Below are 16,375 nucleotides of genomic sequence, written 5' to 3'. Positions count from 1 at the left end.
AATACCAACATGTAAGATGTTGGTATTTATTTATTGTTACTTAAAAATCAATCTATTAGTTACAGGCGATAGTTCATACTTAGCATAATCATATGTGCGGTGTAATCATGGTCGATGTTACCAAAGCTGACTAGGTTCCAAATAGTATCTGGGTTTATGTCATTGGCGTCGTCATTATCAAGATATTTTTCAATCTTGTAGTCAACTCGCAGGCTCATGTTGTCTGTTGCTTGATATTGACCGTATACATTGATGTTATGCACTTTTGCAAAATAATCACCATATTCGCCAGTGATACCTTGCCTTACCTGTGTGGTGCTGTCTGAGTCTGAATATGCATAATCTAGCCCAAGTTTTAGTCGGCTATCTAGTAAGTTGTTGTAACTTAAGCCTGCACCGACATAATCAATGGTGTCTTCAATGTCTGCCTGCCAATTGGCGATGCTGAAATTTGAACTGCCAGCTTGCTCAGATTTAATGATTTGATGGTTATAGAATGCATTGAGTGACACATCTGCATTGATGGCGTAATGGACGTTGACATCATAATAGGTGTCAGTTGACTCTGTTAAGCCAATTGCTGTGTCTGTGTAATCGTCCAGTGAATAGCGCGCACCAAAGTCGACAGTTAAGTCACTTAATGGCGTATGGCTTAATCTAGCTTCAATTTGACTGCGGTCACGATCGGCAAGATAGTAACGACGTAACAGGGTGTTTTGTTCAGATGATGATATCTGTGATGCTTGATATTTTGAACCGTCACGTTGGCTAACACTTGCTTTTAACCACATATTCCACATTTCAAGGTTATTGACTCCTACTCGAGCCCATAGGGTATTTTCGTCTGTGGTTTCTCGATCTTGGTAGCTGCGTTCATCGCGTTCAAAATCATATCCAGCATCCAGTTTTATCCCTTGAGTAATACGATAGTCGCTAGATAATTTGGCTCGATGAGTCGTGAGATCATAGGGTGTGTTGTAAGCCGCTTCTCCAGTGACATCATTGATGCTTATTTGAGTCCATTGTTCAACTTGTGTTTTATTATCTCGGTCGTTGTAGTCATAACTAGCACTGACTCGCCAAGCACGATTAAGCCGAGTCATTGCTTTTAATGTCAAGCCGGTAATATCGACTTTGGCGTCGATACTTTCAGCCGGTAAGTCATAACCATAACCTATGCTGGTGAGTGATTGATCTTGGGTCATTTGACCCACCAGTAAACGACCGCTTAGGTTTGTTTTGGCTAGATTATATTGGCCTAATAAGGAAACCGTATGCGCTTCGTTGTCAGGGTCTAATGACATATAGCCGCTTGTTTGTGCACCAAAGGTTGGGTTGAATGCACTGTCAAAACCAAGTTGGTTGTTGTCATTTTTAAACACCGAGCCTGAGTAGTTGAGGCTAGTAAACCAGTTGTCGCCTTTAAGTTTAATGCCAGCATTTAAGATGTCTGTTGTGTAGTCAACAGGCTCAGCTAACATCATTGATTGATTATAAAAACTACCCGATGTGGTTTTTGTGCCCGTTTTTTCTTCACGTTGAAAGTTCACATAGGTGGAAAAAACTGACTGAGTTTGGTACTCAACACCCATGCCATAACGGTCACGGTTTAATGATAACTCAAATGGATTTAAGCTACTGTTGAGCATAGTCATGTCAGAGCTTGAACCTGCGGTTTCCCAATTATCTGGCAGCGTTAGGTAGTCGCTACCGATTTGTTGATACGGGCTTAGTGCATTGTTCGACTCATAATGAGCAAGTGTGCGGTAATTAACATTGATGTTATACACACCTTGCTGACCGACATCGATATCTAAGCGGCCATTGTCCATGCCCAAATTATGGGCATCAACATTGGCTTGATAGCCTTCTTCGCCGCGATAATGGATATCGGCGTCAACTTTGCCTGCAACTTCATTACTGCTGTTAAAAGCATTGGCAGAATAAATGTCATCTTCATTGTTGTAGGCAATACCCGCACCAACAGTGCCAGTTGTTCCTGTTTCAACTACGCAGCTTTTGCATTGCCATGCATCAAACTTAACGTTATCTGTTTTCGCATTAGACAAGCCGTATCCCTGTGCGAATAAACCAAAACTGCAACTGGATAATAACGCTAAGGTAATGATATTCAATTTGGTTTTCATGTTGTTATCTCCTTAGCGTTGTAATAGTTTGCCCGATGGGTGGTTTGACCCATGGACTTGGCTATGACAATTTAAGCAGCTTCGTCCGCCAGTAAATGCGTTACCATTAACTGTTGAACCCATGCCGGTGTTGCCTAAATAAGCACTGCTTGTATGACCGTCGCCTGAGTGGCATTGTTGGCATAATTGCGGAGCACGCGTTTTTAACATTGCATCATTTACCGACCCATGAGGATTATGGCAGTTTGCGCAATTTTCGGTCACGGGTGCATGCTCCCACAGCTTTGGGCCACGTTTCTCTGCATGGCAGGTATAACAGGTTTCGTTGACAGTAGGTTTGATCAGATCATCATCGCTTAAGCTACCATGTGGGTTATGACAGTCACTACAGGTCATTTGGTTCCATTTCATTGGATGACTGCTGCGTTTGTTCATGTCAGCTTTTTGCTTAGTGTGACAACTGGTGCACACATCCATTTCTGTTTGTTTTGACAAAACAGGATCATGTGCGGCATGAACGCTATGGCAAGATGCGCAGGCAACATCGGCATTGGCATGATGGCTGCTTTCCCAGGTCATACGTTTATCATCGTTATGACAGCTCATACAAACGCTGTTTTGTTTATCGGTTGCCAGGCTTGAGTCTGGGCCAAAGGTAATCATGGGTTCTTTACCACCACGATTATGGGTACCTAGTGGACCATGACATGCTTCACATTGAAGACCTGCCATAGGGCTTTTTGATGAGTCGATTGAACCATGAACACCTTTAAAGAGATCCATGACTTTTTCTGATTTCTTATGGCACATTAAACAAGAATCTGCGCCTTTAGGGGAGTATTTACCTTCTGCAAATTTTTTATCAAGTGTGGCTTCTACTTCTGCGGGCGTCATGGTGGCGTCCCATTTTGCTGCGTGCACTTGATTTGATAAAAATACGGCTGATGCTGTGAGGCAAAGTAAGCTGAGCAATAACGTATTGATTTGGTTTGTGGTCTTCATAAGTAGACTTCCTAATTTGTCCATTTTGATGATCAACAGTTTGATAAAGTAAGTCATAGCATGGGAGATAAGTGAGGCTTATCTCCCATTGAACAAATTAAAATTTAACTTCGGTATGATTTTCAATGCTTGGTGCATGGCAGTAGAAACAGGTTTCTAATTGTGCTGCATCGTTGGCTTCTTGGTAACTACCGTTAACAATGGCGCCTTGGCTAGTTGCATGTTGAGCGATGTCGTCAAAGCCATGACAAGACGCACAGGTTGCGGTAATGGGTGTGGTATATAGACCAGCTGATGTAGCAAGTGCTCCTTTGACTTTAAAGGCATCAAGATTAAATTCGTCGTGACATTGAGTACAGTCTTTAATAATGCCTTGTTCGCTATGCACGCTGTGCAGTTTCATTTCAAGTGCACCCTGATTGCCACCTGAAGCATAAGTACCGTCTGGAGTATGGCAAGTCACACAGGCGTCTACACCAACAGTTATTTCACCATTGAGTTCACGACCTAGTTGCTCTGTCATGATAAAGCCAGCGTGATAACCTTTATGAAGTTCAAATGTTTCACCGTGACAGCTTTCACATGATCCAAAGTTAACCGAATCGATATGACGGTAACTTGGGGTTGCACCTGAACGTGTGGCGTGTGCAAGCTCTGCTTTCATGCTGGTGGTTTCGACACCATCAACACAATCAATTGCTTGGCTGCCATTACTGCACATTTCTAAACCAATAAAGGTAAATGCTGTGTCTGTGTCACCGCTGCCAAAAGGTAAAGAGGCGATGGTGTAAACCAATTTGCCATCAACAAGGGTGACATCGGTTTGCAATTTACCCACTTTGACCAAATCTTTGCTAATTTTTGCTAAACCACTTCCTGGGCTAGCGTTATATCCCATAATAGGGAAGTTAGGCCCTACGTTGGTGATGGTTTCGATGCGTTGAATTTTACTTACGAGAGTTGCCGCATCAATTGATGTTCCATTAGCATCAGTTAGTGTCACCGTTAAGGTTGCAGACATGTCTTCATCTGTGGTCTTGTTGGCCACAAGCGCTGCATCCATACCATATTGGTTGATTAAGGTTTGCTTTTCACTGAATGCTGAAATATGTAATGTTTCTGTCCAGCTGGCATTGTGACAGGCAATACAATTGGAATTGTCGACTTGCTGTGGGTGTCCATCACCTGCCACAAAGTCAATATCAGTATGACAGCTACTACAGGTTTCCATAGTAGGAATTTGCGTCCAGTTGTTCCATTCAGTGAGTTGTTCAGATTCTATATGGCAGTTAGTACAGTTGTCTTGCACTATGGCATGAGCGGCTTCGGCGCTTTTATCTAAATTTCGGCCATACATTTTGGCGCTATTATGAACGTTATGGATAAGATGGCTGAAGTCGACCTGGACTTTATCTTTTTCGATTGCCATTTCATTGGTATGACAGCTGATACAGGTCGTTAAGTCGGTATAACTGTGATAAATGCTTTCGCCTTCTGCATGACAACTATTACAGGTGGCATCACTAACCACATTTTTAGTGTATTTAGCGGTATAGCCTTCGCCGTCAAAATCTTCGGTGATTTCAGCTCTTGGTACTGCGGTTACACCGTCAAGTAATGTCGATGCACTTGAAATGACATTGTAACGTTGAGTTAGTTCTGGGTTAAAATTTTCAACGTCGATGGTAAAAGTATATTTACCGTTGCCTACATCGGTAAAAGTATCTTGAGAACCTATATATTGCCATTGTGCAGCATTACCTGCACCAGTGGCGCCAGCTGGAATGAGCTGAACCACTTTTTTAATTTCTAATTCGGTTAGACCAACAATGGGTAAATCGTTTTGATTAGTCGCAAATACTGTGACCGTTGGTTTGTTGTCCTGATAAGTGACATCTGTGATATCAAGATTGAGTGTTTGGATTGTTTCTGCTGGTTCGCCACCTGGGTTACCCGCGTCACCATCTTCGCCGTCACTTCCGCTGCCGCAACCAACCAGTGTCATTGATGCTGACATAGCAAGTAATAATGCAATTTTTGTGTGTTTTATATTCATCATATTGTCCCTGCAAAGGTCATACATCAAACTCACTGGCAGTATGTTCTGCAATATTTAAATCAGTTAAGTTGATGTTTAAAAAGTATTCCCAACATTAAGATTACTTTACTATCAGCTAGACGTCTGTAAGGCGAACGCAATAGTGTGATGGTGATCAGCCTATTAATAAAGAGGTATGTAAAATACAGACTTAACTCATGTTTAATGTTTGTAAAATAAGAAGGCCCCAATGTGATTGGAGCCTTTTTAATAAACATAGATGATTAAGTGATTAACATTAAGAGCCGTGACTTTCGCTTACACGTTCTGGGGTGTGGCAGGTTGAGCACATTTCTGCAGCGCGTGTGCGTACATCTTCTTCACTCATACCATCAACAATACCGCCATTAGACTCTATGTGAGACACTGTCGATTCGGTTATTGTTTTTTGGTGACAAGTTAAACAGGCCCCGCTGTCTGATGACACCCAAATATCAGCACCAGTATCAGTATCACCAAAGCGCCATACACGATCCTCTGCACGGCCTAAGGTGAAACCATCTGAGGTGTGGCATGTCGCGCAATCTGTTTTTAATACTGTACCTGATTCAACACCAGCAACACTTAAATCGTGGCCTTCAGCGCTGTGCGCTTTAAATGCAAAGCTAGTCGATTTTTTACCGCCTGGGTAGGTATCATCAGTTCTGGTTGTTTTATCAGGTGTATGACAGGTTTGGCAGTTAACACCATTATCATAGTGATACACTTCTTGGTTGTGACAGCCTTGGCAAGTTGTTGTATCAATAATGTTTCTGCGCTCTGCTGCTGTTTGAGTGCTATCTACAGCATCAGCCCCCATAACAAACTGATAAGCATTGCTTTTGATTTCAACGGTGCGAACATCGTCAGTATCACAAGAGGTGAGTTGTACTTCAGGGCGACCATATCCGCCGTTGTTGTAACATGCAGTAACGGCCGACCAAAGCTCAAACGTTTTTCCCACATAATCAGCTGGTAAGGTCACGTTGCTCCACACTAATGTCCAGCTGTTATCTTCATTAGCAACACCTTCACTGAGTCTTAAGCGTCTTTGGCTGTAACTTGCATCGTTATAGGCTGGGTAATCGATGTTACTGTCCCATGCCATGACAATGCGGCTACTGGTGTCGATAAATTCTGCTGCAATAACATTGGATGACGCATCGGTAAATTGAACCTTGGTTGTGAATGCACCATCAGTCGTTACGCTTGTATCGCTAAAGACCACATTTATCGTTTTAGTTTCATTGTAAGCCGTCATTACATCGCCATGAGCTTCTTTTGCGCTGCGTGCATAGCCATCTTCAATATGGCATGAAGTACATTGTGCACTTAAACCAACATGATGCTCAGATGCGGATTCTGTATGACATGCAATACAGGCTGTATCGCTTTTATTAGCAGTAAATAATGCGGCATCTTTTGGTGCATTTTCGCCTTCAACATGGCATGCACTGCAATCGGCGGCAGGCTTTTGTGGGTACATAACATTGCCGTAATTATGTAAACTTCCGCCATAACCTATTACTTTGTATGGCGCTGCTTCTTCACTTGTTGCGGTATGCGTTACGCGGTCTTGGCCTTTATGGATAGCGTGGATCATGTAAGTAAAATCGACACTGTTGCCAGTTTCAGGGTCGCCTGATGTGGCGGTATGGCAAGATGCGCAATTTTCTAAATCAATACGGCGGCCACCGTGTAACTCAAGACTGTCAGGTTGGTGACAGGTGTAACACGTCTCAATTGATACTACGTCACGCGAGGCGATATCTTCTGTTAACCCTGTTGACGGTTGGAAATCATAGTGGGCATTGGTTGTGACTAATGGTTGTTTTAATTCAAGCGTAATGCGTTGAGTATTATCTTGGTTGTAGGTAATGGTTAATGGTTCAGTAACCTGACTCACATTGGTTTGAAAGGTATAGCTGTAGGTGCCATCTTCATTATCAACTAAGCAAGTTTCACAAGCTGATGCTACTTCTACTTCAGCCTGATATTGCTCTGATGGGGCGATATTAGTTTCACCGTCAGGGATTGAGCTTGTGTTCGGTTGTTTTAATACATTGATATAAGATTGCCACTGATAACCACGATCGATTTCATCATCGTTAACCGTTTCAACAACTGGGGTTAATTGAGCAATACCAAAACGTAAGTCATGATCTTTTGTTAACCCAAGCACAGCAACACCATTGGCATTTTTTAGACTGAAGGTCACATTGACGGTACCGTTGACAATACTCGCATCTGTAAATGAAGCTTGTAATGTAGACGCATTGTCGATATTGACACCAATGATGCCATCAGTGCCGTTTTCACCATCGGCGCCATCACTGCCTCCACAGCCAGTAAGAACCAGTGCAAGAAGACCTGCACCCAATACCGCTTTTGTTGCGGGACGAACGGTTATTGTTTTCATCATGAATTCCCTGCTTTTTTTAGTTATCACGCATTTCACCATGGGTTAACAGTGTGCGGATTTTATCCATTTATTATGTTAGCTAACCTTTGCAAGTTACTCATTGAATTATGTGTAGAGTTGTGACTAAGATCTGACTATTCATTTAGGAGTAATCAATTTTGTACTTTGAATAACCCTAAATGTTGATATTGCGCTGGATTGAGGCAGATTAATCCGTTTTGCATAACTATTGCGCAACTAAACCACGGAATGCAAAGTTATCTGGATAAAGGCTTGATCAAGATTATAGCTTAGGGGATAATCGCCACGTTCTGAAAACAAGTTTTGTTTGTCAGAAATCTATGGTGACCCTAGGGTCCCCCCGCAACGATAACTTGTGAACTCGGCCAGGCCCGGAAGGGAGCAACCGCAGCAAGCGACTCGTGTGCCGGGGTGTCGGCTCTAGGGGAACCTCCAATATAGTTCCCTCTGCGTAATGTTAATTTCTTTTAAGTCTTATTATATTTGTTGCGCTGCGGCTATTTCTGCCTCTTCTTTTAAGCGTTTTTGTAAATTGGCTTTTAGAAATTGGCGTGATTTTTCAAGCGCATCGTAAATTTCTGTTTTCATTGTGTGCAGCTCTTGGTAGTTTTCAAAAAAATAAGTATCAACCAAGTGACGGATATAGCGCACCGGTAACTGATTAAGTGTGACGCAGCATAAATCAGCTAAGTATTCTTCAGGTAGCTCTTCCATTAAGCCTTCATCTCTTAATATTTCCATTAATAGAACTTCATAATAGTTACGAATATCTAAGTGCATTATATGCTCCTTTGAGATCAGTTTCGTTATCGACGTCTATGTCGAATAGGTTTCGTGTCAAATATTAATACGTTATGTTGATTTGGGCTGTAACCATAACTCGTTTGCGGCTATAAGCAATTGGCTATGCCGATGAGTTAATTCTGCTTCATTACGACTATAGCCTCCACCGATCACGGCCGCAAGTGGGATGTTATGGCTTTTGGCTATCGATATAACATGGGTATCTCGTGCCAAAATACCCTGGCTTGAAATAGTAAAGTACCCTAAGTCGTCATCTTGATGGATATCGACACCCGCATCATAAAGAATAAGATCAGGCTGATGAAGCCGTATAAGATAAGGCAAAATTTGCTCGACGTGCTCAATATATTCTTGGTCGCTACAACCTTTATTTAAATCGATGTCGTAATCTGAGTCTTGCTTTCTTGCTGGAAAATTTTGTGCACAATGAATAGAGCAGCTAATGATATTAGGGTACTGCTGAGCTAAGGTTGCAGTGCCATCACCTTGGTGGACATCACAGTCAAAGATTAACACTTTATCAGCATGCCCACTGTCGATAGCACTTTTAGCCGCAATAATTAAATCATTAAAAATACAAAAACCACTGCCAAAATCATAGTGTGCATGGTGATACCCCCCGGTTAAATGCACTGCAATTCCATGCGTTAATGCTAATTGTGCACAAAGCACAGTCCCATTAACAGCATGCAAGGTTCGATTAACTAATTGCTCACTCCAGGGAAACCCTATGCGTCGCTGTGCTTTGTGATCTAACAGGCCGCGAATAAATTGATCAACATACTTTGGGCAGTGCACTGCTTGGAGAGTGTCGATTTCAATGGCGCTAGGGATATAACGTGAGGATTCAAACAACAATTGTTGTTCAATGGCATGGTGATATAGCCGTTGGTATTTTGTTGTCGGAAATCGATGTGTTGCAGGTAACGCCAGCTGCGAATAGCTGGCGTGGTACACAAAAGGAATGGAAGTTAACATTTAAAGCTGTTTTATCGCCCAGCCCATAAATTCTTTACGTGTTTTTTCATCTGCCTGTAACCACCAATATTGCAGCATCTGTTCAGCTTGAGCTGGGTTTTTGCTGTTGGTTGCAGCTGGTGTTGCACTTGTTACGGCGGGAGTCACGCTCGTAGCGACTGCGATGTCTGATTTTGCAGGTGCTTGGGTCACGGCTGTTGGTGCATCTGAGGTGGCTGAAACAGCTAATTCGTCAAAATCTTGTTTCTGATTGGTTTTAAACAAATTAGTGATAAACGATTTTTCAGTATACTGAGTGTGTTCAACGCTATATGTAACTGGGCCATTATCTTGTCGAGTTAGCTTAATTTTTGGGTCTTTGGCAAAGACCTTTGGTTTTTTGACTACATCACCATCAGCAGGCTTTAGGCTGTATTTATAGTCGCCATCTACGGTTAGTGTGATAATAAATGGCGTTGATTTAACAAATGATTGGCTGTCGCTAAAAGAGTCATCAACGACATCATGATAGCGGATAGCGATTTTATGGGTGCCGTTGGTGAGTGCTAGATCCGATTGATGCGTAAACATATTGGTTTCAATCGCTTCGCCATCAAGCGCTAAGTATTCAAAAGACATTGGAATAGTTAAATTAGCTGCAAATAACGATGATGAAGTTAAAAATGCTAACAGCGCACTAGTGGTCAATACAGATTTCATTGTTGCTCCTTAACGAGGGTAACTTTGGCGAGGTCGTTCAAATAATTGAATGCGCTCCTCAATATAACTAATTGCTTGTTTACATTTCCCTAAGCGACGATGCATCAAAAGGATATCATTTTGCAATTTAATTTTGTCATCACTATGACAGAATTCAAGATTTGCTTCCATTTGTTGTATTTTTTGTTCAATTTTTTTAGCCCAGTTAAGGTGTTTATTCAGCTCTTCATATAATTGATGGCTGTTTTGCATCACGTTACTGGCTATCCAACCAAAGCCACTGTCTTGTACCGCCTGCTGCTGTTTTTTTGCATATCGCGCACGATTACTGGCTTTACGTTGTGCTTCGGCTTTTAAGTTAATGTCGGTGGTTAACAGGGCTCTTTTTAAGGCAATAAAACGGTCTTGAATACGCTCACAACTGAGCTGGATAACGTGTTGGCCTAAACGCAGAGATAATTGTTTTTCAAGCTTTTGAATATCTTGGCGCAGTTGAGCAATACATGGCGTGAGTAGCGCGCCCTGTTGAGCAAACAATTGGCTGTTAAAACGTTCAGTTTGTTGCAAGGTTTGTCGCTGGTTTGGTGCTAAATTTTGGTCATGCGATAGTACATCGCGCTCAAGTTGATTGAGTTGCTGTTTTAGCATTGAAACCAATTGTTGGGTATTCATCCCCAAGCACTCCAGGTTAAGTGGATCGCAATTGACAATACCATAGTAATAAAAATGGGTTTAATAAAAGGGATGCCAAAACGAATAGCACTTCTTGCACCAATATAAGAGCCAGCCATCATGCAAACGCCCATCCATAACCCTAACATCCATTGTACTTGTCCCATTGCAGCAAAAATAACTAATGCAGTGATATTGCTTACAGAGGTCATCACTCTGGCTAGGCCGCAGCCGTGTAATAAAGGCAATTTGTGCAGTGACACAGACGATACGGTCCAAAAAGCGCCTATACCTGGGCCGGCAAAACCATCGTAACTGCCTAGTAACAAGCCTTGGCTGATTTGTTTAACTTTAGGTGATCGTTTTACAGGTAAAGTCATATTACTATCGCCCATGGCTTTTGGGCTCAATAAGGTATAAATGGCAATAGCAATAATCAATAAGGGTAAGAGTTTATCTAACCATTTAGGATCAACCATAAATACCAAAATACAGCCGAAAATTGACCCTATTAAGGTTGCGATAAAACATGCAGTCCATAATTTGGGGTTAAACAGTTGCTGTTTATAAAAAGTAAAACTTGAAGTTATAGAGCCAAAGCATGCAGCTAACTTATTGGTTCCTAGAGCAAGGTGAGGCGGGATCCCCACAGTGAGTAATGCTGGAATGGATAATAAGCCTCCGCCTCCAACAATGGCATCAATAAAACCTGCGATGATACCGATGACCGCTAAAATAGCCCAGTGGCTAGGGTCTAATAATAAATCCAACTCAATACCTATTCTATTACACGTCTAAAGGGAGGAAGGGCATCAATTAATGATTTGCCATAGCGTTTTGTGACTAAACGACGGTCTAAAATGGTGACTCGACCATAATCTTGCTCTTTACGAAGGAGGCGACCACAACTTTGGACTAATTTACGCGATGCATCAGGAATTGTCAGCTGTAAAAAGGGATTACCACCTTTTACTTTGATATATTCAGCATGTGCTTGCTCCACCGGTGATGTTGGCACTGCAAAGGGGAGTTTGGTAATAATTAAGTTGGTTAAATAGTCACCCGGTAAATCGAGACCCTCTGAAAAACTCCCCGTACCAAAGATGATGCTGGGTAAACCGTCATCGCAGCGTTTTTTGTGCTTTTCTAAGATCTGTTGCCTTGGTATTTCACCTTGCACGAATAATTGATCTCTCGGTATTTTTCCTTCCACAAACTCGACGACTTTTTCCATTTGCCAATACGATGCAAACAATACAAGCGTGGCCATTTCGCCATCGACCAGTGCAATAATATGCTCTGCAATTTCGGCGGTGTAATTATCATCAGTGGGTTCGGTGACCATTTGCGGAATAAACAATGTGGCGTTATTTTCGTAATCAAAAGGTGACAATAAGGCTAAAAATCGACTGCCGTCATTTATGCCTAAACCGACCTGATGAGCAAAATGATTAAAATTGTTTAACGCCCGTAAAGTCGCACTGCAAAGTACTACACCTGCCGCTTTTTGCCACAGCATTGACTCAAGCATAAAACCGACTTCAATGGGGGATGAGCAAAATAAATAATCTTGCTGCTTACCAGTGATAAGCTCTGCCCACCGTGCCATTGGCGCGCCTTTTTTACTGTCTTCTTTGGCCATCATTTTCCAAAGTTTATGTAAATTATCTAGACGCTGTAAAATAAAGCCTGTTTCAGATAACAAACCTTCAGATTGATGCTTTGGCACTTCACCGTCTTTAATGGCTTCACTTAATACCGACACCACTTTATTAAATTGTTTTACTGCAGAGCCAGATGCCGTTGCTAAATTTTCGGCTTGAATTAATAACGCTTGCGGTAGTTGGCCGTGCTCAAAGCGCAAACGACTCTCAGGATTGGCAAATAACTGTGGCTGGGTGTCGCAATAATGCGCCACTTGTGTCAGTAAATTGGTTAAATCGGTGGTGTGATCAAGCATGGCTTGCACCGGGGCAATAATGTTATTGGTTTTAAGCTGGTTTTGCAGTTTTGAGCAAGTCTTTGATGCTTTTTCTAACCAGTCACAGGCGCCCCGTAATGTGGCTTGCGCACTGGAAAAGTCCCTCGCAACTATGGGTAAGTGATGAGCTTCGTCTATCACATAAAACATGTCTTCAGGTTCAGGCAAAATCACCCCGCCGCCTAACTCTAAATCGGCAAAGAGCAAGCTGTGGTTAGCAATGAGTACATCCCAGGTGTCTACGTCTTCACGTGCTTTATGAAATGGGCAATTGTGATGGGCTGATACTTGACGATGACAGCTGTGTTTGTCGCAACATATTTGTTGCCATAAAAAATCCGGAATAGGTTGTTGCAGGGTGTCAATTTCACCGTTCCAGCGTTTTTGATGAAAATCTTGATGCAGTTTTTGCAGTTCATTTATTTGGCTTTGATCGGGTTTGGTTTGCCACATGGCCATTTGTGAGCTGTCTTGTGTGCCTAGCATGGCTTCAAGTTTTGCTAAACACACATAGCGTTGGCGGCCTTTTACTAAGCCAAATTTAAAATCGATTCCAGACTGTTGTAAAAAGAACGGCAAATCTTTATGCAAGAGTTGTTCTTGTAGGGCAACTGTTGCCGTTGCTATACAAACTTTCTTTTTACTTGCAAGTGCTAAGGGGATGGTTCCTAAAATGTATGATAATGATTTACCAATCCCGGTGCCTGCTTCAACCACAATAATTCGACGGTCTTTGTCATACTCACCGGCCAGCGTTTTAGATATTTCAGCCACCATGTAGTTTTGTTCGCGACGAGATCGAAATTGCGGCATAGCACCGGCAATTTGTTTATAAATAGTGCGAATTTGACTTTTTATCGTATCCGGTAGCATAGAAGTATGATTTCTGTGTTGTCTGAATTATGCTGTACATAATAACAGTGAATTAGCCTGCTACTAAGTATTAATTAAATTGAATGATTTAACGACCCAATTAACACCGCCATACAGTGGCCATCAACCAAAGCCTAATTTTGTAAGCGTGAAGGGCACTGTATTGACTCGTCATGCCATCTACCGCTATGGGCAGCTGGTGCTGCAATATTATTTAAAAACGGCAAATGGTCCAATTTTAGCCGAGATACACCACAGCGAAATTATTTGTTTTTGCCGCCAACAAGATGTTTCAAGGTTGGCGCAAAGGCTCGATTATAAATTGAAATCGGAGGCCATTTCATTAGCAAGTTTTGCTCATGAACCTGTTTGTGCCTTGTATTTAAAAACAAATAATCAATTAAAAGGGCTTACTCGGGTCGCCAATGATTTAGGCATTACGCTGTTTGAAACCGATATAAAACCTGAGCAGCGTTATTTAATTGAGCGCTTTATTGCACTTGATATTGAATGTATTGGCGTTTACCAAAATACAAATGTTGATAATGTCTTGCCGTTAATGGTAATCGAACGGGCAAGAAAACCTGTTTATAAATCGACAGATGTTGATATGAAACTATCTGTAATTTCGCTAGATTTTGAATGCAGCTTTGAGGGTGAGCTTTATTCTGTGGCTTTATATGGTGAACAATATCAACGTGTGTTTATGGTTGGTGAGCCACAAAGTAACAGCCACGACTTTATTGTGTGGGTAAAAGATGAAGTTGATCTTATCCACCATCTTATCGCTTGGTTTGGGCAATATGATCCAGACATCATTATCGGCTGGGCGGTGGTCACCTTTGATTTAGCTTTGCTATATCGACGCTGCGTATTACATCAAATTCCGTTACTTATTGGCCGTGGTAGAACCGAGTTAAGCTGGAAAGTGAGCGATAAATATAGGCCTGAAACTTTATCATTGCCTGGACGAGTTGTATTAGATGGTATTGATTGGTTAAAGGCGGCATTTTATCAATTTGACAGTTTCTCTTTGGAGTCTGTTTCTAGGCAACTTCTTAACGAGGGTAAGGCAATTGACCATGTGGAAAATCGTGGCCAAGAAATTACAACATTGTTCCATACCGATAAAAATGCGTTAGCTTTTTATAACATCACAGACAGTCGTTTAGTGTGGGACATTTTTGAAAAAACTCAGTTGATTGATTTTGCCATTGAACGAGCAAAATTAACTGGACTAGAGTTTGGTCGTGTAGGCGCCTCGATAGCTGCATTTTATCATTTGTATTTACCCCACTTGCACCGTAGTGGTTTTGTAGCCCCTGCTCAGCCTGCAAGTCATGGTTTGGAAAGCCCAGGTGGTTATGTTATGTCTTCCATTCCTGGTTATTACAAAAATGTTTTAGTGCTAGATTTTAAAAGCCTATATCCATCTATCATTCGTACTTTTTTAATTGATCCCAAAGGGTTAGTTGAAGGGTTGAAATCGGTAGAACAAGGGGAGGTTAATATGAATGTGCCAGGTTATTTAGGGGCTCACTTCTCACGTGATAATCCCATTTTACCTGCATTGGTCGCTAAGCTTGCGGCGCAAAGAGAAAACGCGAAGGCAGATAAAAATGCTCCTCTTTCTCAAGCAATAAAAATTATTATGAACTCCTTATATGGTGTTTTAGGCTCTAGAGGCTGCGTGTTTCATGATGCGAAACTGGCCAGTTCAATCACCATGCGCGGTCATCAAATTATGAAGTTGACTAAGCTATGGATAGAGGAGGACGGTTTTCAAGTTATTTATGGTGATACAGATTCAACCTTTGTCTGGCTCGGTGATAATCATGGCATTACCAATATTGCCGAGTTAGGGCAACAGCTTGCAGACAAGGTTACGGCACGATGGCGCGACTGGTGCAAGTATGAATACCAACTAGAGAGTTTTCTTGAATTAGAATTTGAGACGCATTTTGACCAATTTATTATGCCAACGTTAAGAGGCTCAGATGAAGGCAGTAAAAAGCGGTATGTTGGCGCCTCTATAAACGATGATGAAACGCTGAAATTAACATTTAAAGGTATGGAGCAAGTTAGGAGTGATTGGAGCCCCATTGCCCGTAAAATGCAATTTCGATTATATGAAATGTTTTTTAAAGGCGAAGATGTTGTTGATTATCTTCGTGAAGAATTAGATGCCATCAAAAAAGGCGATAGAGATCTCGAACTAGTTTTTAATAAGCGTTTACGTCGCCATGCTGAAGATTATACAGCCAAGTCATCTCCCCATGTCAAAGCCGCAAAACAATTAGCACAAATTCAAGGTACCGATAAGGCAACCAGAAAAGGTGCAAAAATTAGATATTTAATGACAACAACAGGCGCACAAACTGTTGAGGCAAAACCCAATAATATTGATTACGAATATTATATCAGTAAACAAATTCAACCGATTGCTGAGCCCATTTTGCAATTGTGTGGACAATCTTTCGATACCTTGGTCAATGATCAATTAACGCTATTATAAATTCTAAACGCTAAGTCAGTTTTCCTTTTTTGGCATGAGCTAAAGTAGATATAAGTCGAGAAGTAATAAGCCAAAAAACACCTCAATAGGCATTAAAGCGCAATAGGCATTTAAGCGATAGTCAAATGCCGTAACAATAAGGCTTTTTTTTCCATATCTTAAGTTCATTTTTAGCGTTAATCAC

At 41.6% G+C, this 16,375-nt stretch carries 11 protein-coding genes and 1 other RNA gene; 2 read left to right on the top strand and 10 right to left on the bottom strand.

Features of this window, described 5'->3' with window-relative positions; all coding sequences use genetic code 11:
- Positions 1–59: 59 nt before the first annotated feature.
- The 4 genes from IEW93_RS13290 to IEW93_RS13275 form a co-directional block, all read right to left on the bottom strand.
- Positions 60–2,147 carry an MtrB/PioB family decaheme-associated outer membrane protein gene (locus IEW93_RS13290; RefSeq protein WP_188739808.1) on the bottom strand — a complete coding sequence of 696 codons (2,088 nt, stop codon included), beginning with the start codon at positions 2,145–2,147 and terminating at the stop codon, positions 60–62.
- A gap of 12 nt (positions 2,148–2,159) precedes the next feature.
- Positions 2,160–3,149, bottom strand: a complete 990-nt coding sequence (locus IEW93_RS13285; RefSeq protein WP_188739807.1) for a DmsE family decaheme c-type cytochrome — start codon at positions 3,147–3,149, stop codon at positions 2,160–2,162.
- A gap of 97 nt (positions 3,150–3,246) precedes the next feature.
- Positions 3,247–5,208: an OmcA/MtrC family decaheme c-type cytochrome gene (locus tag IEW93_RS13280; RefSeq protein ID WP_188739806.1), complete on the bottom strand. Its 1,962-nt coding sequence runs from the start codon at positions 5,206–5,208 to the stop codon at positions 3,247–3,249.
- 277 nt (positions 5,209–5,485) lie between these two features.
- Positions 5,486–7,648, bottom strand: a complete 2,163-nt coding sequence (locus IEW93_RS13275) for an OmcA/MtrC family decaheme c-type cytochrome (protein WP_188739805.1) — start codon at positions 7,646–7,648, stop codon at positions 5,486–5,488.
- A 350-nt stretch (positions 7,649–7,998) separates the two neighbouring features.
- Here IEW93_RS13275 and ffs point away from each other — a divergent pair.
- Positions 7,999–8,096, top strand: an RNA gene (gene ffs, locus IEW93_RS13270) — signal recognition particle sRNA small type.
- Between the two features lie 50 nt (positions 8,097–8,146).
- On the opposite strand, the gene IEW93_RS13265 is transcribed toward ffs, so the two are convergent.
- The 6 genes from IEW93_RS13265 to dinG all read right to left on the bottom strand — a co-directional run bounded on the left by IEW93_RS13265 (position 8,147) and on the right by dinG (position 13,676).
- Positions 8,147–8,449 carry a late competence development ComFB family protein gene (locus tag IEW93_RS13265; RefSeq protein ID WP_188739804.1) on the bottom strand — a complete coding sequence of 101 codons (303 nt, stop codon included), beginning with the start codon at positions 8,447–8,449 and terminating at the stop codon, positions 8,147–8,149.
- Between the two features lie 72 nt (positions 8,450–8,521).
- Entirely contained in the window at positions 8,522–9,451 is a 930-nt protein-coding gene (locus tag IEW93_RS13260; RefSeq protein WP_188739803.1) for a histone deacetylase family protein, read from the bottom strand.
- Positions 9,452–10,150 carry a DUF2057 domain-containing protein gene (locus IEW93_RS13255; protein WP_188739802.1) on the bottom strand — a complete coding sequence of 233 codons (699 nt, stop codon included), beginning with the start codon at positions 10,148–10,150 and terminating at the stop codon, positions 9,452–9,454.
- 9 nt (positions 10,151–10,159) lie between these two features.
- A complete protein-coding gene (locus tag IEW93_RS13250) occupies positions 10,160–10,822 on the bottom strand; it encodes a primosomal replication protein (protein ID WP_188739801.1) in 663 nt (220 codons plus the stop codon).
- Positions 10,819–11,592: a TSUP family transporter gene (locus IEW93_RS13245; protein WP_188739800.1), complete on the bottom strand. Its 774-nt coding sequence runs from the start codon at positions 11,590–11,592 to the stop codon at positions 10,819–10,821. Before IEW93_RS13245 ends, IEW93_RS13250 begins: the two co-directional genes overlap by 4 nt.
- Before the next feature lie 8 nt (positions 11,593–11,600).
- Positions 11,601–13,676 (bottom strand): ATP-dependent DNA helicase DinG, encoded by a 2,076-nt coding sequence (gene dinG, locus IEW93_RS13240; protein ID WP_188739799.1) that lies wholly within the window; start codon positions 13,674–13,676, stop codon positions 11,601–11,603.
- A gap of 148 nt (positions 13,677–13,824) precedes the next feature.
- Between dinG and IEW93_RS13235 the strand changes: the two genes are divergently transcribed.
- Positions 13,825–16,191 carry a DNA polymerase II gene (locus IEW93_RS13235; protein ID WP_223420097.1) on the top strand — a complete coding sequence of 789 codons (2,367 nt, stop codon included), beginning with the start codon at positions 13,825–13,827 and terminating at the stop codon, positions 16,189–16,191.
- Positions 16,192–16,375 lie beyond the last annotated feature (184 nt).

Origin of the sequence: Shewanella inventionis (assembly GCF_014641855.1) — a bacterium.
Lineage (GTDB): Bacteria > Pseudomonadota > Gammaproteobacteria > Enterobacterales > Shewanellaceae > Shewanella > Shewanella inventionis.
The sequence above is the reverse complement of the archived record's forward strand: the minus strand, read 5'-3'. Positions and strand labels throughout refer to the sequence as shown.